Annotated in this window: 23 protein-coding genes and 1 pseudogene; 13 read left to right on the top strand and 11 right to left on the bottom strand. The window is 61.2% G+C overall.

The window, feature by feature from the left end:
- Nucleotides 1–49: 49 nt before the first annotated feature.
- Genes J2Y48_RS11290 through J2Y48_RS11300 form a run of 3 tightly spaced genes read right to left on the bottom strand, consistent with a single transcriptional unit; the run spans nt 50 to nt 4,356 of the window.
- Nucleotides 50–1,012 (bottom strand): GTP-binding protein, encoded by a 963-nt coding sequence (locus tag J2Y48_RS11290; protein ID WP_310417303.1) that lies wholly within the window; start codon nt 1,010–1,012, stop codon nt 50–52.
- Nucleotides 1,006–2,733: an amidohydrolase gene (locus J2Y48_RS11295; RefSeq protein WP_310417306.1), complete on the bottom strand. Its 1,728-nt coding sequence runs from the start codon at nt 2,731–2,733 to the stop codon at nt 1,006–1,008. Before J2Y48_RS11295 ends, J2Y48_RS11290 begins: the two co-directional genes overlap by 7 nt.
- 39 nt (nt 2,734–2,772) lie before the next feature.
- Complete coding sequence (locus tag J2Y48_RS11300; RefSeq protein WP_310417308.1) at nt 2,773–4,356, bottom strand: amidohydrolase; 1,584 nt, start codon at nt 4,354–4,356, stop codon at nt 2,773–2,775.
- A gap of 118 nt (nt 4,357–4,474) precedes the next feature.
- On the opposite strand from J2Y48_RS11300, the gene J2Y48_RS11305 reads away from it, so the two are divergent.
- The 8 genes from J2Y48_RS11305 to J2Y48_RS11335 all read left to right on the top strand — a co-directional run bounded on the left by J2Y48_RS11305 (nt 4,475) and on the right by J2Y48_RS11335 (nt 15,390).
- On the top strand, nt 4,475–5,398 hold the full coding sequence (locus tag J2Y48_RS11305; RefSeq protein ID WP_310417313.1) for a LysR substrate-binding domain-containing protein: 924 nt from the start codon (nt 4,475–4,477) through the stop codon (nt 5,396–5,398).
- 83 nt (nt 5,399–5,481) lie between these two features.
- Nucleotides 5,482–6,570 carry an ABC transporter ATP-binding protein gene (locus J2Y48_RS11310; RefSeq protein WP_310417317.1) on the top strand — a complete coding sequence of 363 codons (1,089 nt, stop codon included), beginning with the start codon at nt 5,482–5,484 and terminating at the stop codon, nt 6,568–6,570.
- A 71-nt stretch (nt 6,571–6,641) separates the two neighbouring features.
- Entirely contained in the window at nt 6,642–7,757 is a 1,116-nt protein-coding gene (locus J2Y48_RS11315; RefSeq protein ID WP_310417320.1) for an ABC transporter substrate-binding protein, read from the top strand.
- 8 nt (nt 7,758–7,765) lie between these two features.
- Nucleotides 7,766–8,599 (top strand): ABC transporter permease, encoded by an 834-nt coding sequence (locus tag J2Y48_RS11320; RefSeq protein ID WP_310417323.1) that lies wholly within the window; start codon nt 7,766–7,768, stop codon nt 8,597–8,599.
- Between the two features lies 1 nt (nt 8,600).
- Nucleotides 8,601–9,407 (top strand): ABC transporter permease, encoded by an 807-nt coding sequence (locus J2Y48_RS11325; RefSeq protein WP_310417326.1) that lies wholly within the window; start codon nt 8,601–8,603, stop codon nt 9,405–9,407.
- A 341-nt stretch (nt 9,408–9,748) separates the two neighbouring features.
- A complete protein-coding gene (locus tag J2Y48_RS11330; protein ID WP_310417329.1) occupies nt 9,749–11,218 on the top strand; it encodes a polysaccharide pyruvyl transferase family protein in 1,470 nt (489 codons plus the stop codon).
- Between the two features lie 388 nt (nt 11,219–11,606).
- Nucleotides 11,607–11,714, top strand: a complete 108-nt coding sequence (locus J2Y48_RS25350) for a hypothetical protein (protein WP_405030206.1) — start codon at nt 11,607–11,609, stop codon at nt 11,712–11,714.
- Nucleotides 11,715–12,114: 400 nt separating this feature from the next.
- The gene (locus tag J2Y48_RS11335; RefSeq protein WP_310417332.1) at nt 12,115–15,390 is read left to right on the top strand and encodes an EAL domain-containing protein; all 3,276 of its coding nucleotides are present in this window, start codon (nt 12,115–12,117) and stop codon (nt 15,388–15,390) included.
- A gap of 243 nt (nt 15,391–15,633) precedes the next feature.
- Here the strand turns inward: J2Y48_RS11335 and J2Y48_RS11340 are convergent.
- Nucleotides 15,634–16,023 (bottom strand): annotated as a pseudogene (locus tag J2Y48_RS11340) (divalent metal cation transporter); the annotation flags it as partial.
- 157 nt (nt 16,024–16,180) lie between these two features.
- Here J2Y48_RS11340 and J2Y48_RS11345 point away from each other — a divergent pair.
- Nucleotides 16,181–18,352: a PAS domain S-box protein gene (locus J2Y48_RS11345; RefSeq protein ID WP_310417335.1), complete on the top strand. Its 2,172-nt coding sequence runs from the start codon at nt 16,181–16,183 to the stop codon at nt 18,350–18,352.
- On the opposite strand, the gene J2Y48_RS11350 is transcribed toward J2Y48_RS11345, so the two are convergent.
- On the bottom strand, nt 18,349–19,440 hold the full coding sequence (locus J2Y48_RS11350; protein WP_310417338.1) for a YihY/virulence factor BrkB family protein: 1,092 nt from the start codon (nt 19,438–19,440) through the stop codon (nt 18,349–18,351). The genes J2Y48_RS11345 and J2Y48_RS11350 overlap by 4 nt on opposite strands.
- 383 nt (nt 19,441–19,823) lie before the next feature.
- Here J2Y48_RS11350 and J2Y48_RS11355 point away from each other — a divergent pair, with 383 nt between their 5' ends.
- The gene (locus J2Y48_RS11355; RefSeq protein WP_310417778.1) at nt 19,824–20,036 is read left to right on the top strand and encodes a hypothetical protein; all 213 of its coding nucleotides are present in this window, start codon (nt 19,824–19,826) and stop codon (nt 20,034–20,036) included.
- 5 nt (nt 20,037–20,041) lie between these two features.
- Here J2Y48_RS11355 and J2Y48_RS11360 read toward each other — a convergent pair whose 3' ends face one another.
- The 5 genes from J2Y48_RS11360 to J2Y48_RS11380 form a co-directional block, all read right to left on the bottom strand.
- Entirely contained in the window at nt 20,042–20,197 is a 156-nt protein-coding gene (locus J2Y48_RS11360) for a hypothetical protein (RefSeq protein ID WP_310417340.1), read from the bottom strand.
- A 57-nt stretch (nt 20,198–20,254) separates the two neighbouring features.
- A complete protein-coding gene (locus J2Y48_RS11365) occupies nt 20,255–21,142 on the bottom strand; it encodes a hypothetical protein (RefSeq protein ID WP_310417342.1) in 888 nt (295 codons plus the stop codon).
- A gap of 460 nt (nt 21,143–21,602) precedes the next feature.
- Entirely contained in the window at nt 21,603–22,037 is a 435-nt protein-coding gene (locus tag J2Y48_RS11370) for a hypothetical protein (RefSeq protein ID WP_310417345.1), read from the bottom strand.
- A 162-nt stretch (nt 22,038–22,199) separates the two neighbouring features.
- Complete coding sequence (locus J2Y48_RS11375) at nt 22,200–22,469, bottom strand: hypothetical protein (protein ID WP_310417348.1); 270 nt, start codon at nt 22,467–22,469, stop codon at nt 22,200–22,202.
- Nucleotides 22,470–22,483: 14 nt separating this feature from the next.
- Nucleotides 22,484–23,017 (bottom strand): ferritin-like domain-containing protein, encoded by a 534-nt coding sequence (locus J2Y48_RS11380; protein WP_310417351.1) that lies wholly within the window; start codon nt 23,015–23,017, stop codon nt 22,484–22,486.
- 308 nt (nt 23,018–23,325) lie between these two features.
- Between J2Y48_RS11380 and J2Y48_RS11385 the strand changes: the two genes are divergently transcribed.
- From J2Y48_RS11385 to J2Y48_RS11400, 3 genes are all read left to right on the top strand, one after another.
- Complete coding sequence (locus J2Y48_RS11385) at nt 23,326–23,811, top strand: NUDIX hydrolase (protein WP_310417354.1); 486 nt, start codon at nt 23,326–23,328, stop codon at nt 23,809–23,811.
- A gap of 44 nt (nt 23,812–23,855) precedes the next feature.
- Nucleotides 23,856–24,776, top strand: a complete 921-nt coding sequence (locus J2Y48_RS11390; RefSeq protein ID WP_310417357.1) for a DUF6328 family protein — start codon at nt 23,856–23,858, stop codon at nt 24,774–24,776.
- Between the two features lie 369 nt (nt 24,777–25,145).
- On the top strand, nt 25,146–25,400 hold the full coding sequence (locus J2Y48_RS11400) for a YMGG-like glycine zipper-containing protein (protein ID WP_310417360.1): 255 nt from the start codon (nt 25,146–25,148) through the stop codon (nt 25,398–25,400).
- A gap of 75 nt (nt 25,401–25,475) precedes the next feature.
- Here the strand turns inward: J2Y48_RS11400 and J2Y48_RS11405 are convergent, their stop codons facing one another.
- Nucleotides 25,476–25,919: a hypothetical protein gene (locus tag J2Y48_RS11405; RefSeq protein ID WP_310417362.1), complete on the bottom strand. Its 444-nt coding sequence runs from the start codon at nt 25,917–25,919 to the stop codon at nt 25,476–25,478.
- Nucleotides 25,920–26,014 lie beyond the last annotated feature (95 nt).

The following is a 26,014-nucleotide window of genomic DNA, read 5'->3' on the forward strand; positions in this document are numbered from 1 at the left end:
GAACGCCAAACAGCGCTGGCGCAATTCGAGCAGATAGTTCCGACCCCTCTCAGCCAGCGCCCGTCGCGGTGGGCGGGATCGGTTCGGCGCAGCCGTCGAGATGCGCCATAATGGTCTCAAACGCGGAACGCTCACCGAAGCCGATGAGCACGAGGATATTGTCCGCGTCGAGGCCTTCCGGCGCGTTTGCCATCGGCTCGAAGGAAAGGCGCGTGCCGACCAAGTGCACGGCGAAACGCCGGCCACCGATCGTGCGCAGGAAACCCTTGGCGCGGTAGACCGCTGTCGGCAGGCCGGTCAGAACCTTCTGTAGGCACTTCAGATCAACGGCGCCCTCACGTCGCCAGGTCGCACTCACCGCCGGTTCATGAACGGGTTCAGCGCTGAATGTCGAGGCGATGCCGGACGGCAAAACCTGGCCGGCAAAGAGGATGTCGAAGGGCACGCGCGAACTGGTGGTTTCGACGATGCGGGTGTCCGGAAAGGTCCAGCGTGCGTGCCAGACGTCGAGTTTTTCGCGGTCGACCAGATCGGTCTTGTTGAGAACCAGAAGGTCGGCCGAACCGATCTGCGCTTCGGCGAGGCCGGGCGCAGCTGCAATCGCATCGTCGAAGCCGGCTGCGTCCACCACCACGACGATGGCGTCCGCGCGCAGGCGCGCGGCAAAGCGCGCATAGCGCACCGTGTCCATGATGCGGGAGGGATCGGCCACGCCACTCGCCTCGATCACGATGTGGTCGATGTCGGTGCGGGTGGCCAGAAGCCCCTCGAGTTGCTCGACAAAGCCCTGATTGAGGCCACAGCAGACGCAGCCGTTGGACAGGCTGTAAAGGCCGCCCTCGGTCGAGGTGATCAGCGCGGCGTCGATGTTGATCGCGCCAAAGTCGTTGACCAGCACCGCGACCTTCAGCCCATGGTCGCCGTTCAGGATGTGGTTGACGAGTGTCGTCTTGCCCGCGCCCAGAAAGCCGCCGATGACGGTGACCGGTATGGGCGCGCCCTTGGTCACCATAGCTGCGGCGCCTCGCCCTGCCATACGGCATAGGAGTTCTCGTTCAACCGGTCGTGCACCAGCTGGCCCTGCAGGAAGGTGAGGTCCACCTTGGTGGAGTGGATGTTGCCCTGCGGCTCGACCTCGAACAGGTTGCGGTCGAGCACGATGATGTCGGCCGACTTGCCGACTTCGAGCGAACCCGCTTCGTGCTCGATGCCCATCGACCAGGCGCCGTTCTTGGTCATCACGTCGATGGCTTGCTTCAGTGAGATCGGCTCGCCGAAGCGGCCTTCCCCTTCGCCCCACGGATTGGCACGGGTGACCATGGTTTCGAGCGCGATCCACGGATCGAGCGGGCTGACCGGCCAGTCGGTCCCGATGACGGCGACGCCGCCGGCCTCCAGCACGCCCTTGATGTTGTAGGCACGCGACAGGCGCTCCGGACCGTAGCCGGAGCGGGCGCCCGAGACAAACTTCGACGGATACCACGACACCGGCGAGAATTCGGCCGTGACGTTGAGATCGCGGAAGCGCTTCAGGTTGCCGCCGTGCAGGATGGTCGAGTGCGCGCACTGATGACGCACATTCAGCCCGCCCGGCCGCCGGCGCACTTCTTCAACTGCGTCGAGGAAGGTGTCGGAGGCAGCGTCGCCAGTGCAATGGGCGATGACGCGGATGCCCTGCCGGTCCATGTCCCAGATCATGTCGGCAAGATGCTCGGGCGTGAGGTTGAGCTTGCCGCTCCAGCCGGCATTGCCACCATCCCACGGTGTGATGAGATAGGACGAGCGCGGCTCGACCGTGCCGTCGAAGTGGAATTTGACCGCATTGGCGTTGAGCCGGGCCGAGCGGTAGTAGTGGCGCTCGCCGGCGAGCAGTTCCCAGCGCCGGCGCACCGGGAAGATATCGTCCTGCCAGCTGATGGCGGCCTCGACACGCAGGGTGAGTTCGCCGGCCTGGTCGAGCGACTGCAAGGCATTGAGCCGGTTTTCGCAGACGTGAACATATTTCGTCGAGACCACGCCGCGCGCGGATTGATAGCGCACGCCGTCGCGATAGGCGGCGCGAAGCACCGGCACCGGCGTCGGCGGCATGGCCGCATGGATCAGTGCGTAGGCGCCGTCGATCAGAAGGCCCGTCGGCTCGCCGCTGACCGGATCGCGCTCGAGATAGCCATTGGCCGGGTCGGGCGTGTCGGCGGCGATGCCGGCACGGCGCAGCGCCTCGGAATTGACCATCATGGTGCCCCACATGCGGTCGAGCAGCGCCACCGGACGGTCGGGCATCACCGTGTCCAGCCAGTCCTTGCCGGGAACGAGCCCGGCCTGCCGAAAGGTGTAGCGGACGAAGTACTGGCCGTAGATCCAGTCGCGATCCGGGTGCTTGGCCGCATAGGCCAGGATGGCATCGCGCACCTGGTCAGGCGTCGGGTCGACAATGCCAATGTCGAGATCCTCGGCATAGCGCGGCGCCAGCGCGAGGTCGGGATGGGTATGCATGTCGTAGAGGCCCGGCATGGCGAAGCGCCCGCCGAGATCCATCACTTTGGTCTGCGCACCGATCAGATGCTCGACATCCGCACGCTCGCCGCGGGCGACGATGCGCCCGCGCGCCACCGCCAGCGCCTGGCACCAGGGCAAGCCCGGATCGCCGGTGTAGACGCGGCCGTTGACGAGCACGAGGTCCGCATAAGCGCTGCGGGCCGAGTGGCTCGGGCGGTGATCGTAGAGAACGCGCATGATCGGTTACCTGTCAGAAGAAAAGCGTGAGTGCCGGCCTCAATAGCCGGCGCTCGGGATCCACCATTCACGGCCGCGCACGGTGGTGACATATTCGGGCCAGCGCAAGCCGATCGGCGCCTCGTAGTCGGCCAGCGGCGGAATCCACTTGGTGCCGCCGACGCCGCCGCCGGTGCGCTCCTCGAACTCCTTGCGGGCCGCGGTACGCAGCTCGGCGTTCTGCATCAGCTCGAGTATCGAGTGGGCGATGGTCTTCGACGCGCAGACCACCATCGGGTCGATGGTTTCGGGGATGCCGCCCAGTGCGTTCATCACCCAGTCCGGATAGGCAAAGCCGGCCGGACCGGTGAGCATCGGGCGGGCGATGTAGAGGCGCGCGGTGGGCGCGTGCCAGCACATGTCGGTGTAGTCGTCCGAGGTATAGTTGATCTGCGAGGGCGGCAGGTCCTGGCGCAGGATGCGCTCGGCCTCCTGCGGGGTCACCAGCGTCTCGCAATCGGGCAGGAAGGGCTCGGTCATTGGCTCCAGCCCGAGATTGGACTGGATCTCACGGGCGATTTCCTTGGCACGCTCCCCCCATGTCGGGGCACCGACGGCGGCAAGCTTGCCATAGACCAGCTCGGCCATGACGTGGTTGGCAAGGCCGGGGCGCGACTTCGACACCCAAATCTTTTCGACGCGGCAGTGCGCAAGCTTGGCGGCGGCCTCGGCGTTGCGGTCGAGGATCAGCGTCGCCTGCTCGGCCATTTCTACCGTCGCCACGCGGATGATGTACTGGATCTCGGAAAGCCGCGCCGGCAGGTTGTCCGCCGTCGCCTGCCCGGCCGTCAGGATCGCCTCGCTGATCGACCAGCCGCCCATGTGCGGCAGCATGGAATCGCGCAGCGCCTTGGAGGCGTTGTACATGTAGAACAGCGCGTCGTTGGCGCCCGGCGCGCGCACGGCGCTGTGCGCCTGCGGAATGGGCAGGCCGTCGGCACGCTTCAGCCATGTTTCCGGTTCGTCGCAAACGAAGCGGTAGACCATCGCATAGGCTGCGCCGCAATGCGTGTCCCAGTTCACCGTGTTGCACAGCGGCAGCATGTAGCAGGGATGGAAGCTGATCATCGCGTCGAGGCCGTCATAATAGCCCTTGGCGGCATGGATCGGCTTGGAGCCGCGCACCTTCTCGGCCGGCTCGCCGAAAAACTTCAGCGTGCCCGGAATGCCGTGCGCCTGCATGGCCGCCTTGGTGGCGAGCAGACCGCCAAAGGCGCTCATGCCGAGCGCTGAATGCGGATCGGTGTGGCCGCCGGCATGCTCGTTCAAGCCCTCTCGCGGCGCCTTGACGGTGCTGGCCGCCTGGCAGTTGCCGGGAACGGCGTCGTATTCGGCATAGGATGCGATGACCGGACCACCGTCGCCATTCGTCCAGGAGGCGGCGAAAGCCGTCGGCATGCCGCCCGAACCTTCCTCTACCTCGAAGCCCTCGGCGCGCAGGCGTTCCACGTACCAGGCAGCCGACTCGTATTCGCGCCAGGCGGTCTCGGCCTTGTGCCAGATCTCGCTGGTCCACTTGGATAGCTCGGCCGTGTTCTCATCGACCCAGCGTGTGGCGGTGTCCTCTGCGAAGCTCTTGCTCATGTCCCTGCCAATTTTTCGATGTTGTGCCTGGATGCAGAGCAAAGCAGTGAATTGCTTGCGCAAAAAGTGATATGTTTTATCGTTTCGCGCAAATTTCGTTCACCAGACGGGGGAGTCCTTGCGGATACCATCGACACAGGCGCTGCGCGCGCTCGAAAGCTTTGCCCGGCACGGCAGCGTATGGCGAGCGGCGGAGGAGTTGCATCTGACGCGCAGTGCCGTCAGCCACCAGTTGAGGCTCCTGGAGCGCGACCTGGGCTTTGATCTGCTGGAGCGTGTCGGCAAGGGCGTGGCGCTCACCGCGCGCGGCCGGCGCTATGCCCATGACGTGCACAAGGCGCTGACGATGCTGGGCGATGCCGGCGCGCAATACCGGGACGGCGGCATCGGGGGATCCTTCCGGATCTGCTGTACACCGGGGTTCGCTTCGCTCTGGCTCTGCACCCATATCGCTGCATTCCAGGAAATGTACCCTGACGTTTCACTGTCCATCCTGACGCCGCGCCGTCTGGACGACGTGAGCATCCCCGACGTCGATGCGTTTATCGCCTTTGGCGACGGCAACTGGCCGAACCGCAGCGTCGAACTTCTTTGCGATGTGCGCTTCACGCCGCTCTGCAGTCCGAGCCTGCTCAACAGGATCGGCGGCATGTCCAAGCCGGCCGATGTGTTGCGCACAAATCTGCTTCACCTCAACGATTTCGAGGATTGGGCGCGCTGGCTGTCGCTCACCAAGGTGGAAAACGCGGATCCGGCGAGCGGCATAATCTTTTCCGACATGAACCTGGTTTTTTCGGCGGCCATCGCGGGACAGGGAATCGCGATGGGCGACGAGCTCACCGGGCAGAAGGCGTTGAGCGAGGGTCGGCTGGTGCGCCCCTTCGATATGGCGATCCGTGCATCACGATCCTATTACCTGGTCGTGGACCTGGCCAAGTCGGATCATCCGGTCCTCCCGGCCTTCCGTGACTGGCTACGGACCAGCCTCGCGGATGAGGCGGCTGATGCCCAAGGCCGCTCGGGGAGCTATATAGGTGAATAGAATTTCCCAATAAGGCGAAAATAATTCGGTTGCCGTGAGCTGATTGCGTGGCTTAGGCTTCTGAAAAAGGTGAGGGGAAGCCTATGCAGCAAGCCGGACAGGCAGCAGAACTCAAGGCTGTCGGTATTGGAAAAAGCTTCGGTGCTTTCCACGCGCTGAAGGACATTTCGCTGGATATCGGCCGGGGCGAGTTCTTGACCCTGCTTGGTCCTTCCGGCTCCGGCAAGACGACATTCCTGATGATCCTGGCCGGGTTCGAACGTGCCAGCCGGGGACGGCTGTTCAACGACGGCGTCGACATCACCGACCAGCCGGCTGAACGACGCTCATCGGGCATGGTCTTTCAGGGCTATGCGCTGTTCCCGCATATGAGTGTGGCCGCCAATATCGCCTTTCCGCTGCGGGTGCGGCGCAAATCCGAACAAGAGATCAAGCGCCGCGTCGCCGAAATGGTCGAGCGCGTGGGCTTGCAGGGCCATGAACACAAGCTGCCCTCCAAATTATCCGGTGGCCAGCAGCAGCGCGTCGCGCTGGCACGTGCGCTCGCTTTCGAGCCGGGCGTGCTGTTGCTCGATGAGCCCTTTTCCGCACTCGACAAGAGCCTGCGCGGCCAGATGCAGACCGAGATGAAGCGCCTGCACGAGGAAACCGGTACGACATTCGTCTTCGTCACCCACGATCAGAGCGAAGCGCTGGCCCTCTCGTCGCGCGTGGCCATCTTCAACCATGGCGAACTCCTTCAAGTGGGAACGCCGCAGGATGTCTACGAGCGCCCGGGCAACCGCTTCGTTGCCGAGTTTCTCGGCGAGATCAACATGCTGCCGCTACGCGAAATCCGCGCTGACGGCGAGGGCGCCAGAGGGCTGCACGAGGACCGTGAGATCGCATTGCGGTTTGCCCAAAGCGCGGTTGATGGCAATGCCATCCTGGCCGTACGTCCCGAACACATGTCGATCGCACACGAGCCGGCACCGCAGGAAAACGGGGTCGCCGTCGCCGTGACGTCCTCCACCTATCTCGGCGCGGCGACGCGTCTGGAATTGGCGACCCGCAGTGGCTGCAAGCTGAGTGTTTGCGTGCCGACGGAAACCGCGCAGCGCGCCCTTGAGGGAGGCAAGAGCGTCTGGCTGACATGGCCGGCTGAGGCGGGCTTCCTGTTGCCGGCGGGTTAAGGGGCGGACAAGCATCAAGCCGCAAGTCGCGTCCCAGCAGATTATCGAAGACAACAAAGGGGGGAATGACCATGAATGAAGCTTTTCAGAAAGACTGCCTCGAAATCCTCGCAGAGAAGGTGAAGCGCGGCCAGATCACCCGCAGGCGCTTTGCCCAGCTCGCCGCGATGCTGTTTGCCGGCGCGCCGTTGGCGCTCCGGGCCACGGGTGCCTCGGCGGAAGACAAGCAACTGGTGTTCGTGAACTGGGGCGGCGACGCCGTGACCGCCTACGACAAGGCCTATGGCCAGCCGTTCCAGCAGGAAACCGGCATCGTGGTGAAGCAGGACGGTTCCGGTCCGACCGAAGGCGCCATCACCGCCCAGTTCAAGAGCGGTGCGCCGAGCTGGGATATTGTCGATGCCGATCCGTTCTCGGCGCTCACGCTCGGCAAGCAAGGCATGGTGGAAGAGATCGACTACGCGGTCGTCGACAAGAACAAGATGCGCCCGGGCTTCGGCTGGGACTACGCCGCGTCGAGCTACTTCTTCTCCTACGTGATCGCCTATGATTCGGAGAAGTACGGCGACCAGGCGCCGAAGAGCATGGCCGACTTCTTCGACGTGAAGACGTTCCCGGGCAAGCGCTCGCTCTACAAATGGGGCAGCGGCATGTGGGAGGCCGCCCTTCTCGGCGACGGCGTGGCGCCGGAAGAGCTCTATCCGCTCGATCTCAAGCGCGCGCATGACAAGATCGCGGCTTTCAAGGAGAACGTCGTCGCTTACTGGGGTGGCGGTTCGGAAAGCCAGTCGCTGCTGCTGGATGGTGAAGCCTCGATGGCGCTCGTCTGGTCGACCCGCGCCTCGCTGATCGAGCAGGATTCGGGCGGCCGCATCAAGTTCATCTGGGACCAGGGCCTGCTGTCGCCCGGCGCGATGGCCGTCATCAAGGGCAACCCCGGCGGCCGCGACGCGGCGATGAAGTTCATCGCCAGCGCGCAGGATCCGCAGAAGCAGCTCGTCATGTTCGATATCCTCGGGCAAGGCCCCGCCAACCCGGCGACCGATGCTCTGGTCCCCGAAGACAAGAAGCGCTTCAACCCGGTCGACCCCGCCAATATGAGCAAGCAGATCGCGCTCAACATGGAATGGTACGCCGAGCACTACGGCCCGGCGCTCGACGAATTCACCAAGATCATCTCCGCCTGAGCCGGCAGATGCTTGGTCGCTCCAACCCGATCGGCGCGGCGCTCTTTCTGGCGCCGCTGCTTCTTCTCCTCGGGCTCGCCTACGGCATCCCGTTTGTCGGCGTCCTGAAATGGAGCTTCACCCTGCCCGAGCCGGGGCTCGGGCAGTATCAGGCGCTGCTCACCGATCCTCTGGTGCAATCGGTGTTCGTGCGCACCTTTCGCATTTGCGCGTTTGTGACGATCGCAGCGGTGGCCGCCGCCTATGCCATTGCCTACATCTGGGTACGCGGCACGCCGGGCCAGCGGCTGGCGGCCGAGTACTGCATCCTGGTGCCCTTCTGGATTTCGGTGCTGACGCGCGCGTTCGGCTGGGTGGCTCTCCTCTCCAACCAGGGGCTGATCAATACTTGGCTCCGCTCCATCGGTTTTCTCAGCGAACCGCTCGCGCTCGTGCGCAATGAATTCGGCGTCGTCGTCGGCATGATGCATTTCCTGATTCCATTTGCGGTATTCCCCATCGCATCGGCCATGCGGGCTCTGGACGAGCGGGTACTGCTGGCCGCGCGTGGCATGGGTGCCAGCCGCACGCGCATCTTCTGGTCGGTGTTCGTCCCCATGACCATGTCCGGCATCATCGGTTCGGCGCTGATCGTCTTCGTCTTCGCGCTGGGCTTCTTCGTCACGCCGGCGATCCTCGGCGGCGGCCGCAGCGTCATGGTGGCGGAACTCGTCTACCTGCGTATTTTCCAGAGTCCGGACTGGGGTCTGGGTGCTGCCATCAGCATTACCCTGGTCGTGATCGTCGGCCTGTTGACGGCGGCGCTGTTCCGCTACCTGCGGCCCTCAGAGATGGCAGGCTGACATGAGCGGTTATCGCCCGGGTCACGTTGCGTTGTTCGTTGCCATTCTGGTGGCGGTCTTCTTGCTGATGCCGCTGCTGGCGGTGGTGCCGGTGTCGCTGACGCCGTCGCGCATGCTGTCCATGCCGACGGGCGGGTTGTCGCTTCGGCACTACCGCACCCTGATCGAAGACCCGCGCTGGCTGGACAGCATCCTGCTCAGCCTGCGCGTCGGCATCGTTTCCAGCACGCTGGCGACGCTGTTCGCCCTGACCTTCAGTCTCGGCATCTGGATGTTCCGACCGCGCTTCGCCGCGCTGCTGGTCGGCTTCGTGCTTCTGCCGATGATCGTGCCGCCGGTGGTTTCGGCGATCACGCTCTATTTCCTGCTAACGTCGATGTCGGGTATCGGCAGCGCCATCGGCTATGACAGTTGGCTGGGCGTGGTGCTTGCGCACGTCGTGGTAACCGTGCCCTTCGCCGTGGTGCTGATCCTGGTGTCGCTAAGCCAGGTCGACCGGCGCATCGACCTTGCCGCGCGCGGTCTCGGCGCGTCCACATGGGAGCGGGCGACGAAGATCATCATCCCCAACATCAAGTTCGGAATAGCAACCGCATGGCTCCTGTCCTTCGTGCTGTCCTGGGAGGAGATCGGCGTCACGCTGTTCATCACCAGCGTCAATGCCATCACGCTGCCGCGCCTGATGTGGATGGGACTGCGCGACAACATCGACCCGGCGATTGCGGCGATCTCGGTCATCCTGACCCTGATCACAGTGACGGCCATAACGGCCCGCATTGCCTATCGCCGGGTAGAGAGCAAGGACTGATCCCAGGTCATGAGGGCCCCCGGGCAGGCGACGTTTTGCTTGCGCTGCCGGAGGTTCTCGATCGCAACGGCCAGCCCGTAACTGCGTTCGCAGAGTCGTCCGCGGTCACTACGCAAAAATTCTATAAAAAGGCCTAGATCAAATTCTTTACAACGACGCCCAACTTGCGGCACATGATGAAAGAGATCGTGAAGCGCTGCAACGGCCGATACTACCTGCGCTCGAATCATATGCAATCTTGGGTTTACCGCCTACTCGCCCAGATCAACTGACTGCGAGAGCTAAACGTGTAATTGAATTTGGACCGGGAGTTCGGTCCTCGAAAAATGGGAAAACCGTCTGTGCCTAAAAGAATTCTTCTAAGAATTGGGAAAGCTCCTTTTGAAGTCGTAAACATACTGGAATCTGACGAGAGGGACGTCGCAGGCACCAATTCTGGGAACATGTTGTTTGCACAATCCGTGTTTAAGACCCTTTCCATCGATGATGTTGAAATCGGTAGGCACGGCTATGGAGCGAACCCGAAGCGAGCAGACTTTATCAATGAAAACTACGATGCCGTTGTGTTACCGATGGCAAATAGCTTCCGCGTCGCATGGGCCCCGGCACTTGAGAACTATTATGAACTAGTTCGCCGACTGAAGATTCCTGTAATCGTAGCCGGCGTAGGAGTTCAAACTGACTTAGACTACAACCTCGACAACCTAAAACCGATTGATGATATATCGCGGCGCTTTGTCTCCGCTGTATTGGATCGTTCCGCTTCAATCGGCGTTCGAGGGGAATGTTCAGCGGCGTACCTGAAGAAACTGGGGTTCCCTGAATCGTCCATCGACATCATTGGTTGTCCATCGATGTTTATGTACGGAGAAAATCTTGCAATTCGAGACCCTGGCACAATTTCTTTGGATTCACCTATCTCCATTAACGTGACATCTGCTTTTAAGAAGGGATGCTTCCGCAATGGGCTGGATTTGATGCTGCACCTAGCGGACAATCATATCCAGAAGTACCGTAACTCAGTTGTAATCTGCCAAGAATCGCGCTCTTTGACAACGATGCTGTGGGGAGGCGGAAAAGGTTCGGAGTTTGATGGGATTTCTCCGGAAAGCATTTACGAACTTACCGCGAATAAGCGAGCAAAATTTTTCGTTGATCCATCGACTTGGTTTGACTATCTGAGCAAATTCCAATTTTCCTTCGGCACAAGATTACATGGAAATATCGCATCGATACTGGGTGGAACCCCTGCATTTATCTTAGCACCCGATTCTCGTACACGTGAGCTTGCCGAGTTGTTCCATATTCCATATCGAAGAATGGACGAAATAGATGAAAATCTTGACGCAAGAGAGTTGGCTGAGTCAGCGGATTTTTCAAGAATGCTGAATGGTCATTCGGCACTTTTTGAGAACTACGTCAAGTTTATCAAAAAGAACAATCTGCCTTGCATTTATGATTTTCCTGGCAAAGCGGAAGAGTTTGACCGTCGTCTGTCTACCGAGAGGTTCCCAAAGGCAGCGGAGACCTGTGCTCCGGACGTAATCATTGAACGTTTGGGGAAATTCCGCCGTGAGACTCTTTTGACACTCCGCAAGTTGGAAAAGCAGGTCACGCAGAGCGAGCGAAAAGCAGAAAGACTAACTGCAAGCAATCGCAAGCGTGATAGCCGCCTCAAGAAACTCATTGCAATGAATGCAAGCCTCGATGGAAGATTGGATCGAATCGAAAGACGCATTTCACGGTTGGGAACATCCAAGTTGTCCCGTTTAAGGTCTTACGCAAAACGGAAGCTCAAGCGCCTGTTTTAATGCTTTTACCCAACGAATCACATCACTCCGTGAACATGTCGAGCCAACGACAACGAGTGTGCCCATGGGAATGTTTCATCTTTCCGGCGGTGGGCAATTGAAGGCTGCTGACCTGCAACCAGAATGAAGTAGAGTCCGGCCCATTGAGGACGGACGAATGAGATGTAGAGATTTACGGAAGAGCAGATAATTGCGGTGATCGTTCTGGACACCATGGCGTTTGGCGATGCCTCGATTCGTTAAGGCCTCGCTGACGCCGCACAGTTTCATTGCATGCTCGATGCGGCCCCGGACTGCACGGTCATCCTGAAGGTTCATCCGGAAGTGATAGCTGGCCGAAGGCGAGGGCACTTCGATCGCCCCGCTCTCGCGCAATTCGCGCATTCTTTTGCTTGACCAAGATGTCCATCCAGCATCGTTGCTGGAGCATGCTCATGCGGTCCATGGCGTCACATCACTGATGGGATTTGAGGGGCTGCTTTGGGGCCGCGAGTGATGCCTGGCATCTCCCCGTCAGAACTCGGCTCTAATTTAGCCCTTCATGCCGACAATACTGATGTCTCGGGCGAGCAATACCGGCGTTACACATACTCCTTTGAGGTTGTTCGCGTTAATTGCTGATTAACGGTGCATATATACGGTGCCGTACATAGAAGATCACGATTAGACCCGGACAGTCCGGCGTGGGATCGAGGAAGGGGTCGGGAGTCGATATATGACGACCCGCCCACGAACCGCTGCTGCGACGGTCCTGTAGCTTGCGCGAACAACGAGCGAGAATGAAGTCCGCCGTTGTTTTGCCCTTTCGGCTCCAAGGGAGAGTGCACCCCGCAGGAGCCTGAGTGACGCACTCCCGCCGAACGGCACACCGCGATCCCGCCACTGAAGGAAGTCGAATGAATACCCTCGGTGTATCCACGATCTACAAGGCAGACGACGCCGAGCCGGCGCAGGACCGCCGAACCTCTTTGGCGATCCGCACCTTGCTTCTGTCGATCATGGCGGTCTTTGTGGTCGGTCTGCTGTTTGCCACTTCGGCCAACTTGCTCTCGGCGTGGGATACGATGCGCAGCGCGCGTGCCATGCAGCACAATGCTGAGATTGGTGCTCTCTTCCTGACCAGCGCCGGGTCGCTCGCGACGGAACGCGGCGTGACCAATACCGCGCTGGCCGGCGCATCTCCTGCCGACACCGGTACGCTCATGCGGATCACCGTCGTCCGTCGCCGCGGCGAAGTGGCCCTCGCTTCGGCACTCGCACGCCTGCGCGACGGCCCCGATTTTGCCAGGAAAGACGTGTTGCTCGCCACCGTGCTCCAGAACCGGGACGCGCTGGTCGCGCTTCGGCGCGCCATCGATCGGCAGCTGCCGCTTCCCGCGTCGGCCCGCGATAGCGTTCTGGTTGGCCGTTGGGTGCCCGCAGTCACCGCACTCATCATGTCATCACAGGACCTGCGCATCGCCGCACAGGAAGTGCCGGCCACTGGGCTCGCCCGCACCCAGGTCATGCTCGATCTGAGGCAGGCGATGTGGGTGGTCAGCGAATATGCCGGCCGTGAGCGGGCGATGATCGGCGCCATGATCGCCCGCCAGGAGCGGCTCAACGACCAAAACCTCGCCACGCTCGCCGAATATCGCGGCCGGCTCGAACAGTCCTGGGCTACGATCGAGGCCTATGCCGGCCGTTCCTTCGCCGATCCGGCAGTGGTTACGGCCATCGAAACCGCCAAAGCAGAGTTCTTCGGCACCTTCGGCGCACTGCGCCGGAGCGTTTACAAAGCGAGCGCCGAGGGCCGCCCCTATGCGCTCCGGGGCGATGAATGGGTGACGGCGGCGACGCGTGCCATCGACAGCCTGCTCGCTCTGTCGCACGTCATCGGCGAGACGACCGGCAACTACGCCAGGGAAGTGGAGGCCAGCGGCCTCAGTAGTTTCGTCGTAAGCTCCACCGCGCTGGCGATCACCGTGGCGCTTGGAGCCTTCGCCTTCTTCATCGTCGTTACCCGGGTCACGCGGCCGATCCAGGCGCTGACCGGTGTGCTCGAAGCCTACAAGACAGCGCTCGACCAGCATGCGATCGTGGCGATCACCGACCGCCAGGGCAGGATCACCCATGTCAACGAACCCTTCTGCCGCATCAGCCGCTACGGGCGCGACGAATTGATCGGCAGCCACCACAACATCGTCAATTCCGGCCACCACCCGAAGGATTTTTTTACCGCCATGTGGCGTGACATCGCTGGCGGCAGGAGCTGGCGCGGCGAGATCCAGAACCGCGCAAAGGATGGCACGCTCTACTGGGTCGACACCACTATCGTGCCCTACCTCGACGACGCCGGCCGCACCGGCGGCTATGTCTCCATCCGCTACGACATCACCGAACGCAAGCGGGCCGAAGTACGCCTGAGCGCGGAGAACAAACGCCGCGAACGCGTCGAAACCCTGCTCCGCGACATCATCGAAACCATTCCCGACGGCGTCGCCGCCTTTGACAGCGAGGAGCGCCTGATCCTCTGGAATAGGGCCTACCGAGAACTGCATGACACCATCGCGCAGGATATCGACACGGGCGCGCGGTTCGAGGACCTGATGAAGCTCGCCCTTGAGCGCGGGCAGTTCGCACTTTCGGACGACTCCGAGGAAGGCGCCGCCGGTTGGCTTGCCGACCGCCTCGCCGCATTTCGCAAGCCAACCGGCCCAATCGTCCAGCACCTGCGCGACGATCGCTGGCTGCAGGTGCGCGAGCGGCGTTCGAACTCCGGCAACACGGTGGGAGTGCGCACCGACATCACCGATCTCAAGCGGGCGGAACTCACCATCAAGCAGCAGGCCGAGCGCGATCCGCTCACCGGGCTCTACAATCGCTCGGTGCTCACGGGTGGCTTGCAGCGGGCCTGCGCCCGCGCCCAGCGCGGCGGCTACATGGGCGCGCTGGTCGTCGCCGACCTGGACAATTTCAAGTCGATCAACGACACGCTCGGTCATGATGCCGGCGATGCCCTTCTCCGGGAACTGGCCGACCGCTTCGTTGCGGCGCTGCGCGCAAACGACATCGTCGTGCGCCTCGGCGGCGACGAATTCGCCATCATCCTGCCGAAGATCGCCGGCCGCGCGTCGCTCGAGCGGCTATTGGGCCGGGTGCGCAAGGAGGTCGCGCAGCCCTTCGCCATCGGCTCGCATCGGGTCGTGCCCAATTGCAGCCTCGGAGTTAGCCTGTTTCCCGATCAGGCCATCACGCCCAACGACCTGATGAAGAACGCCGATATCGCGCTCTACGAAGCGAAGGGCAACAATCGCGGCGGTTGGCGCATCTTCGACACAGCCATGCGCTCGGCACTGGAGCGGCGCGAACGGCTCGCCGCAGCGCTGCAGGGCGATCTTTCGACCGGGCGTCTGGCCATCGCGTTGCAGCCGCAGGTCTCACTCACCGATGGACGGCATGTCGGCTTCGAGGCGTTGGCACGGTGGAGTTTCAACGGCCGACCGGTTTCTCCGGAAGAATTCATCCCCGTGGCGGAGGAGACCGGCGCGATCGTCCCGCTCGGCACCTTCGTGCTGGAAACCGCGCTCGCCTCGGTAAGAGCCATGCAGAAAGCGGGTTTCGACTTCGGCACGATCGGGATCAACGTAGCAGCCGCACAACTAAAGCTCGACGGCTTCGTCGGGCAGGTTGCAGCGATGCTGGACCGGTTCCAGATCGCGCCTTCCAGCCTCGAACTGGAGATCACCGAAAATATCCTGCTTGATCGGGGCGTCGACACGATCGCCCCGGCTCTCGACCAACTCGTCCGGCTCGGCGTCAGCATCGCGCTTGACGATTTCGGCACCGGCTATGCCTCGCTCATCCACCTGAAACGCTTTCCGGTGCACCGACTGAAAATTGACCGATCTTTCGTCGGCGACATCGAAACCAGCCCGGACAGTGCCGCAATCTCGAGGGCGATCATAGGCCTTGCCCATAGCCTCGGCTTGCGGGTGGTGGGAGAAGGCGTGGAGAACGAGCGCCAACGCGCCTATCTGCGCGCCCATGGGTGCGACTATGGCCAAGGCTACCTGTTCGGAAAGCCGCTGCAGGGCGCTGAACTGGACGATTATGTAGCGGCCCGCATTCGCGCTGCCGCCCCGCTCATCCTCGACGCCAATCTCACAAGACCCTTTGCTCATGCCGGCTAAGATGGGAAGAGAGGCCCGCGGCGGCGTTTTACTGCTGCACAGGGAGATTTGGGCTGGTTTTCGAGGACATTCGCTTCCATCGCGCCGGCGTCTGCCGTCAGAACAGGGCCATGCCTGCGACCGCGGCAGCCATCGCAACCGTCGCCATCCACCCTCCGGTTCTCAGCATCGGAGGTGCTGTGAATTCTCTCATCACCGAGCGTTTGCCAACGACGGACATCATCGCCACCATAAACGGAACCGCATTTCTCCGGCCGCACCCATCGCAGCGAGGTTCGCTCCGATGTTGATCGTATTTGCGATAAACAGGAGACCGACAAGTCCGAGCACAACGCTCTTCGGCCAGATGTGGCCGATGTTTTGGGCCAGGCCGGCGCCGGTGACGCGGCCGATCCTGGCGCTGACGCGTTGGATCGCCGTCATCAGCGGATAGGTAAACACCATGGTCCAGAGCATATTGAAGCCGAACTGCGCGCCAGCCTGAGAATAAGTGGCAATACCGCTCGGGTCGTCGTCGGCTGCGCCTGTAACAAGGCCAGGGCCGAGTTGGCGGAAGACAGCCGCCTTTCGAAAGCGGCTATATTTGTGTGGAGCGGCCGGCGCTGCGACCCGCGAGGCAGACGTGTTTCTCATTCGCGGCAGCAACGTGGAAGGGTTTCTCAGTGTTCCGTGACCCCGGCCCAGACCGATTGCGCGGCCGCTATTGCTGCAACGAAGCGAGGTTTCCGCTTCATCTTCGGGAACTTTTCGATGGATCCCGCATTGCTGACCAACGAAACGAGGTTGGGGAATGCTGAATCACCTCATGGCCATCCCGGTTCCGGTGTACGGTACCGACACCGAGGGACGGATCACTTTTTTCAATGAAGCTGCCGCCGCTCTGTGGGGCAGACGTCCTGTCGTGGGAACCGAGCGATGGTGCGGTTCCTGGAAGCTTTTTCATGGCGACGGTCGCCCGATGCAGCGCAACGATTGTCCAATGGCCAGGGTTGTCAGAGGAGAGGTCGTTGCGGATGAGGAAATGATCGCACAACGCCCTGACGGCAGCGAAGTTGCGTTCGAATCCCACCCCAATATCGTCAAGGATGACACCGGCAAAGTCATTGGTGCGGTAAATCTCCTGATTGAACTGGCGGACTCCAACGGCGCCGAAGCCGCCGACGCAAGGCTGGCAGCGATCGTCTCTTCTTCAGACGATGCGATCATTGGCAAGACCTTGGAGGGCGTCATCACCTCCTGGAACACTGCCGCGACCAGAATTTTGGGCTACGACGCCGAGGAAATGATCGGCCAGTCGATCCGCAAAATCATACCGGCCGACCTTCAGAGCGAAGAAGACGAGATCCTGTTCCGCCTGAAACGAGGAGAACACATTCGACATTTCGAGACAGTCCGCATTGCAAAGGACGGTCGGTTGGTAGAATTGTCGATCACGGTTTCGCCGACGCGCGACAAGCGCGGACGATTGGTTGGTGCCTCGAAAGTGGCTCGCGACATTACCGAGCGAAATCGGGCTGCGCTGACCTCCGCGCGTCTCGCTGCGATCGTCGAAACGTCGGATGATGCGATCATCAGCAAGGGCCTGGACAGCATCGTGACGTCCTGGAATGCCAGTGCGACGCGGATGTTCGGCTACCGTCCTGAGGAAATGATTGGAACCTCCATAACGAGGTTGATCCCGCCGGAGCTACGGGACGAGGAAGACAATATCCTGGCGAAGCTGCGCCGCGGCGAGCGGATTGACCACTATGACACGGTTCGCATCACCAAGGACGGCACCCGCATCGATGTGTCGCTGACGATTTCCCCGATCCATGATTGCAAGGGTCGGGTCGTGGGAGCGTCAAAGATCGCGCGGGATATCGGCGAACGGAAGCAACACGAGCGATTGCAGCGCCTGCTCTTCGACGAGTTGAACCATCGCGTAAAGAACACACTGGCCATCATCCAGTCGCTGGCAAGGCAGTCGCTGCGGAAGTCCCCCAGTCCGGAACGTTTCGTCGAAAGTTTTGTCGGGCGGATTGACGCCCTTGGGCGAGCCCATAATCTGCTGGTCGACCGGAAGATGTCCGGCACGACCGTTGAGGAACTCGTCAAAAACCAGGTCGCCCTTGGCGAAAGGGAAGCGCAGATTGCATACCGAGGGCCGGACGTAAGGCTGGAAGCGCGCATTGCGGTGCAGCTTGGATTGGTCCTGCACGAACTTGCAACGAACGCCCGCAAGTACGGGGCGCTTTCGACGGGCACCGGCCACTTGGACATCAGTTGGACGGTCTCGGACATGGCCGCCCGTGTATTGCGGCTCCGATGGTGTGAATCCGGCGCATCTCAGGTGGCAGCACCGAAAACCTCAGGCTTTGGCACGACCATCATCGAACGAAGCCTTCTGCCCTATGGCGGCAGCGCACAACTATCCTATGCCGGCGAGGGCCTTTCCTGCGAAATCGAGTTCCCGTTACCGGAGGAACGGTCTTCAGCTTCCGACGCGGCACATGCATCCGCGCAAGATCAGTTGAAGCCCACCGACCTTGCCTTCCATCGCCAGCCGCGGGTTCTTATCGTCGAGGACGAACCATTGATTGCAATGGAGATGGAAGAGGTATTGCGGACCAACAATTTTCAAGTTGCCGCGACGGCTTTCCACTTGAAGCGCGCGCTTCAGCTGGCTGCCGGGGATGAATTTGATGCGGTCCTGCTGGATGCCAATCTGGGCGGTGCGCGGGTGGATGAGGTGGCGGAGCTGCTCGCGGCCAAGCGGATACCGTTTGTTTTCGTCAGCGGTTACGGGCGCGAGGGCTTGCCTGCGAGGTTTCGAGATTTTCCGCTCGTATCCAAGCCCTTTGACACCAAGCGCCTGGTAGCAGAATTGACAACGGCGCTCCTTGCTCGCGCTCCGGCCTCGAGCCTTGGCCAGGCCGGCAAGATGCCGGATGCCGCAGCGCCGCCCATCCCAGATTCTTAGTCCGCCGTCTTTCCCAGATGGTCGGCCATGGACGCACCCCGCGCGCCCATCGGCAATGGTGCACCCGTCGTCGAGTCGCGAGCGGTCTGGTGCTCCAGTTCGGCATTCAATTCTGCCCCGACGATCAGGATCGCTACCGAGAGCCATGTCCAGACCAGAAATCCGACAAGCCCTCCAAGCGTGCCGTAGGTCGCATTGTAGTTGGCGAAGTTGCTGACATACCACGAGAAGGCCAAGGTCATCAGGAACCAGGCCACGGTCGACAGTGCCGCACCCCAGGTGATCCATCGGAATCTGGCTGGCTGTCGGCTCGGCCCGAAACGGTAGACCGCCGTCGACGCCGCGAACATCATCGCCAGAAGGAATGGCCAGCGAACAACGAGTGCCAGGGTTTCCTGCAAGGAGCTGGACAAGCGGGACACGATCGCCGGCATCAAAGCGATGGCGCCGATCACTATGACCGCAGCCAGCATGGCACCGATCGTGAAAACGAGCGCGATGAGGTTAAGCCGGAGCAGCCCACGTTTTTCGTCCTCGTCGTAGGCCACGTTCATTGCGTCGAAGACTGCGAGAGTGCCGTTGTGCGTACTCCAAAGCGCCACGCCTAATCCGACGAAGAACGCGATGCCGAGCGTGGTGTCCCGTCGTTCCACAAGGGATTGGAGTTGGTTCGAGAAGACCTCGAAAGCTCCCTGCGGCAGAACGCTCGCCATCTCCCGGATATGATCCTGGATGGCGACAGGGTCGGCGAGCAGGCCATATAGCGACACGAGGGCTGCAAGAGCGGGAAACAGGGCGAGGAGCAGATAGAAGGTGACGCCCGCGGCAATCAGCGTGACGCGATCATCAGCGACTTCGCCGACGAGCCGCCAAAAAACGTCGCGTAGACCCGGCGGTGGAATTTCCTTCGGTGCCCGAGCGCGCCGTCCGTGGCCGTCGCCCTGTGTTTCGCCCTGGGTGGATCCCGTGGCGGAACGGTATACGCGGCGCTCGCCCTTGCCGCTTTTCTTCGGCAACAGCGCGCCGGCCGCAAGTGCCAACGCCGCCAATACCAGAGCCTTTCGCGCGCCGTTTCGGTGCTGAGACATCGGGACCTCCGATTGGCGTCGTTGGCCCTAAACGTCCGAGGCTCGCAAATGATGCATTTCAACAGCGAAAAAGTGCCCTACAGCCGATCCTGTCGGGCAGGTGAATAGTCGTTGCGCATGTCTGCAAGCGTGGCCGGACCCCGCTGCTCCACTCAGCCGAGGAACTTCTGCGGTTCCCATCAATTGGCTCTGCAGAAAGGAGAACGATCATGGGCATGAACAAACCGAGAGACGGTGCGCCTGGTACAACCGACCAATCCCCGCGCTGGGAAGGACCTGAGGAAACGCGGCCGCGCGGGTACCTTCCGGCCAAGGATGATCCCGACATCGATCGCGATGCGGTTGGCGAGAACAACCGGGACCGAGAGCGCACGTCGGGCGCTATCAAGAGGGACCCTGCCGGGCCGGAAAAGGATGCGAGAGGTCAATTCGCAAAATCCCAGGCCGACCGCGAAAGCACCGGCGTCGACAGCGCAAAGCCGACTGTGATTACCGGACCGGAAGACGTGACCGGACATCGCACACCCCCGGGTGAGGAACCCGAACGGGACTGGGACATAAATTTTGACGAGACTGAGCCGGATCGTTCACGCTAGGCGGACTAGTCAGGGCCGACCAGGGTCTCCTTTGGGTCAACCGAGCCGCCCGGTTCGGTGACCGGGAGGCTGGCGAGGTACACTGCTGCCACGATCATTGTCGAGACAATCAGGATGGCCACGATCGCCTGCCTTCCATTGCGAACGGTCAAAAATTTCATGGCATACCTGTTTGTGGCTGGGTCCGACGTCATTTCCAGAAGCCGCGGGCTGGGTCTCTAGTATTTCTTCATCACATCCGGATCGTCGTCTCGTTGACGACCGCCGAGGGCTCCGCTGACGGCGGCGATGAAGGCGCCGACCATGAGCGAAAGCGCACCGAGGAGCGCGACTGTGGCAGCCGTCTTGCGGGCGTCATCCGCCACTTTCTGCGCTTTGGCTTTTGCATCTTCGGCCTGCTTCAGCACCGCATCGATGCGCGCCTTTGCTTCTGCCTCGCTCGAGCCGGTGCGCGCCGCAATGAGCCTCTCCAAGTAGCTTCGGTCGTCGGCCGGCAGGGCGCCGGCCACCGCGGCATTTGAAAGAATCCGCGCGACTTCTCCCAAAGCGCCAGATGGAACCTGGCCCTGGGGCGGATTTGCCGGGTTGGCGGGCCGCAGCAGCGCATCCGAGAAATACTGAGTGATGTTGTTTGTATTTTCCCCCGTTGCAACTGCAGTGGCACCCGCCGCTCCGGCAACCGCGCCCGCCGCGCCGGTCACGCCGCGGGCGACGGATGTAGCCGCAGAGCTCACGAGCGCCGCAACCAGAAGCGTTGCCACCGCCCACGCCAGCAGACCATGGGCTGTGTCGCGAAAATAGATCTCATCCGTATGAACCCCGACCCACTTCGTCCGCAAGCGTCCCGCCAGGTACCCTCCCAGGGCCGCGGACAGCCACTGCACGACGACCAGCCAGATGGCTCCGGTCGTAGAGATCGTTTCAGCCGATGCGCTCTCCGCCTTCCAGGGAGAAACCATCGTCAAGCCCAGGCCCGAACCAACCAGGAGCAAAATAAGGGTCACGGCAGCGGCCGTAACCGCTCCACCAAATACCGCTGCCCAGCTCACCGCCGAACTGGTCGATTCAACAGGCGTCACATCGTCTTTCGCCGCAAAGGTCGCCATTTGCTTCCCCTTATCGCATGAACAAAAGAAGCAGGATGACGATCGGCAGCGGAATACCGAGCAGCCACAGCAAGATACCTCGGCCCATTTCATACCTCCTGCCAGAACTCTCTGGTCGTCTTGAGCCCAATGAACCGCAATAACTGTGGCGGTGAATGCTTTGTTCCCAGTCGACGGGCCGGAATTCATCGCAACGTCGCTCAAACGTGCGGAGACACGTCAGTCAAAGCCCGACCGGTCCGGCGGTGCTGGTGCGTTCATCGCTCGTCGTTGGGAAGTCAGAAGCGGCCGGGGCGAGGGTCGTGCGCCAACTTGTTCCTGATCTGCCTCGCGCACGGTTCTGCACCGATGCCGCAAGACCCAGCGTCGGTGACTGGGGCGCACATCCAGAAATAGATGGAGTGGCGGACATAGCGCCGGGCGCCCACCCGGCATCTGCGTGGGTCTGAAAAACCGCTCCCTAGAGGCTCTTCAGCAGCTCGAGGACGCTCTCGGGATCATGGTAGCCGGCCTTGTACAGCCGCATGACGCGGCGCGCCAACGTCCTCGCCTCAATGCTGTCTTTCGGCACTGTTGGATTTCGGTTGGCGAGACCAAAGATCGCCCCCATCAGCTTGATATCCTCGGGGCCATAAGCACCCGCCGCCGTTCTTTCCCGCCCGGTGTCGTCGTAACGGAACCGATGCTTGGCGGCTGCCAGTCCGCAGAGCGCCAGCTCGTCTCGAAGCACCAATCCCCGACCATAAAGGCCTAGGAGATAAGTGCGCAGCCAGGTGCGGTGGCGATCCTCGTCTTCGAACCAGCCGTACCGGCTGATCGCGGTGACGATGCGTTCGATCTCTTCGAGTTTCTGGTCGTTTTGGATGAATGCCTTCTGCAGGACTTTAGAGCCCATGACTCCCTCCCATACGGGGGCGGAAGAAGCCAACTCCCTGCCGTCAGCGCCCTAGCCATTTGCCAACGATGGCGGAGTATGGGCGTGATCGCCAACGAAAGATAGCAACCATGGGCCGAACAAGATTTTATTTCCCCACGCAGCGGGGATGCAAAAGCTGGCCTAGCGGCGCTTGAACAGCGCGCTCAGAACGACGACGGCGGTGATCGTGCCCGTTACCCAAAGCCAAGGAACGCTTCGGTCAACCGACGCGACGGCGCTTCTCCGTTCGGCAAGCCTGATGCGCAGTTGGGCAACTTCCCGGCGGAGTTTGGAAAGCTGCCGTTCAACCTCGCCGGCCTTCATCGCATCGAATGCCTCGTCCTCCAACTCGGCCCAATGCTCGCGGAGTTGAGCAGGACTGTCAAAACCATGCGTGCGTATGTTGGTCATTGTCTATCACCCGCTCAGACGGTCGCCATTCGACGACCGGCTGGAGAATCCGCGGTCAGGCCGCCGCCTTCGCATTGACCGGAGGCCTCCGCAAGTTTCGTGAGATTTTTGTCGGTGGCTTCTTCCTCGGCCAACGTCTGGGACAGAAGATCGGCGATCTCCTTCTGACCCAACGTTTTTGCCCAGGTGATCAACGTTCCGTATCGGCTGATTTCACAGTGCTCGACCGCCTGCGCGCTGGCAACGAGTCCGGTATCGAGCGCGGGCGATCCTTTGAAGTCGTCCATGATCTCCTTGCCTTCATCGACGATGCCGATGATCGCTTCACAGGTCTTGCCGCGGGCGGGCTTGTCCAGCAGCTCAAACACCTTCTGCAGCCGCTCGACTTGCATTTCGGTCTCGTCCAGATGCTTTTCAAATGCCGCCGTGAGCTCGTTGGACTGGGCGGCGCGAGCCATCTTGGGCAAAGCCTTTAGAATCTGTTTCTCAGCGTAGAAAATGTCCTTGAGCGTGTCGTGGAACAGGTCATGGAGGTCTTTTGACTGCATAGCCACTTTTCCTTCTCCTCTTTCGTTGTTGGGGATCGCGGTGCAAACTCAACGCTGGTTGCTAACGTGCTCGTAGGAGCAAGGTTCCTGGGGGCGCCAACCGTTCTGAAAGATTCCCGGGTCAGAGGTGCCCCGCCGACGCGTCCGCCAGAAACTGGCCCATCGAGAGAGTCTCCGACTGGATGCTGAAACGACGCTGGAACAAATCCGGAATTTGTTCCCGCCGTTTGCAAGGGTGGGTCCCGGCGGCGGAACTATTCCTTTGAGCGCCAGTTAATTCTCGCAGCCGAGGGTCCGGAGGACAGAAGATGAGCGACGACAAAAACAGGAGAAGGGAGCGTGCCGCTCAAAGCGGTGCCATCTTGCAGCAGGTAGGTGCACTGCCGTACCGAACCAACAAAGACGGCAGCCTCGAGGTTATGCTGATCACGTCGCGTGAGACCAAGCGGTTTACACTGCCCAAGGGATGGCGAATGAAAGGAAAGAGCGACCACAAGGCGGCACGCATCGAGGCGATGGAAGAGGCAGGTGTCGAGGGCAAGATCGCGCGCAAATCCATTGGCAGCTATTTCTACTGGAAAAGGATCGACCGCTGCTTCATCCCGGTCCGGGTAACCGTCTACCCGTTGCAGGCGAAACGGACCCGTTCGCGTTGGAAAGAACGGCATCAGCGGCTGAGGAAGTGGCTCCAACCAAACGATGCCGCCTTGCTGGTGGACGAGCCTGAGCTCATGACGCTTCTGCACCAGGCCGGATCGGACAGCGGACATCCGTCGCTCGCGGCGCCACCATAAGGTTCGCGCTGTTTCTTCCGTCGCTGTCCGACGGGAAAGAGGACATGTCGCTGATCGAGAGAACCAAGATCGCCTTTGATGAACTGCGCATGCTGATGCTGGGGGCGCAAATTTTGCTTGGGTTCCAGCTCCACGCGCCATTTCAGGATGCATTCTCACGTCTGACCCGCATGCAGCGCATAAACATGGCGATTGCGCTCTACTTGATGGTGATTGTCATTGGGCTTCTGATCGCACCGGCCGCCCGCCACAGGATCGTCGACAAGGGTGAAGCGACAGTCTGCGTGAACCGGTTCGTCACGGCAGTGGCCGATGTGATTCTCGCTCCATTCGCAATTGCTCTTACGATCGATCTGACAATCGCGGCTCAACGCAGCCTCGGCACGCATGTCGGCATTACCGTTGGTCTATGCGGCGGCCTGATCGCGGTGCTGCTATGGTATGGACCGCTGGCGTTGAGGCGGAAACCGCAGGACGACCGCATGGCCCCGTTAGAGAAAACGTCCGTCAATGCCAAGATCGACTTTGTGCTGACCGAAGCCCGGGTCGTCCTGCCCGGTGCCCAAGCGTTGCTGGGGTTCCAATTCGCTATTGTCCTGACGTCGGCTTTTGGCGAACTGCCCCATTCGGAGCAGGCTGTGCATGGGGCAGCACTCGCATCGGTCGCGCTCGCGACCATGCTGTTGATGGCGCCGGCCGCCTACCATCGGATCGTATACGATGGCGCGACCGTTCCAGATTTTTACGTGATCGCGAGCCGCTTTCTGCTGGCCGCAACGATATTCCTCGCCCTGGGTCTGGCTGCCGATATCCATGTTGTTACGGTCAAACTGTTAGGGGATTATCGCTTTGCGGCAGTGACCGCAGCAGGGACAGCGGTGCTTTTGATGGGTCTCTGGTATGTCTGGCCATGGTCGGTGCGGATGCAATCCACGCTTTCCAAGAAAGATCACGACGCGCTTTAGACGGCTGTAGACAACAGCAATATCGCTCCGGCGGCGGCCATGCACAGGCCGACCCAGTTCCTGGTCAAGCCGAGAAATCTGAGCTTCTGTCCGCGCGGCTCAAGCGTCCGCTTGGTCCCGGTTTGGGTGGATCCGTGAGATTCGCTGAGGGGGCGCCGCGTGATCGCCTCCCAAAAAAGCAGAGAACGCCGCCTAATACCAGTGCAGCACCCAAGAGAATTGAAAACATGCTCGCCATCACGGTGCGCTCTGTTGTCCGCCAGGAAAACCGAGCGCATGGCGGAAAGTTCCACTGAGCCGATACCCCATGGAACATCTTCTACCGCTGTTTGTTACCCACAGTAGCGTGGTGACAAGGAGGAATGGAACATGACTAAGTTGCTTGTGACGATTGCACTCTTGGGGCTCGCCGGAGCTGGGTGCACGGCAACAGAGCAAGGTGCCGGCATTGGCGCAGCCAGCGGAGCCGTAATCGGCGGCGCGGTCACCAATGACGTGCGCGGTGCGGCGGTCGGGGCTGCGATAGGGGGGGTGTCGGGAGCTGCAATCGGCAGCGTCGCTGGCCAGTCCGGGCGCTGCTATTATCGGGACGCATATGGTCGTCGCTACATCGCTGCCTGCTGAGGCAGCCGCTGCTTTCTTTCGAGCGACCATAGGTAATTGTAGCGCCACCAGGAAAGGGGCACCGGGCGTCACAAGTTATGTTCGCTTCAGCGTGTCGAGGAGGTTCAGCATTGCCGACGGATCGCGGTATCCGGCTCTGTACAAGCGCACCACCCGACGCCCGAGGGCGCTCGCCTCTGCACTACCCGCCGGAACGACTTTGCTGGCAAAATCGAAAATTACCCGAAGGAGGGTGAGGTCTTCCGGCGCGAAAACGCCCTCTTTGGCCAAGTATTGCCCGGCGCTCAATTCCGGTCTGCAATAGCGCCTCCTGGCGAGGGCGAGCGCAAACAGAGCAAGCTCGTCCCGCAAGACCAGGCCGCGATCATAAAGGTCGGACAGTGCGAACCGTAATCCCTCCCGCTGCGGCGGTCTGTCTTCAAACCACGGTTCGGTGGCAACCGCAGCGACGATCCGTTCGATGGCGTTATGCTTGTCGTGCTTTGGAATTATCGTCTTCCGTCCAGACTTGGAAATCATCGCTTTCCCATTCCGAACCGGTGGAAAAGAGAATGCCGTCGGAGCTCAACTCATTAATTGCGACGGTAACTATATTGTGCCCTCGAACCTCACCG

Source organism: Mycoplana sp. BE70, assembly GCF_031455855.1.
Lineage (GTDB): Bacteria > Pseudomonadota > Alphaproteobacteria > Rhizobiales > Rhizobiaceae > Mycoplana.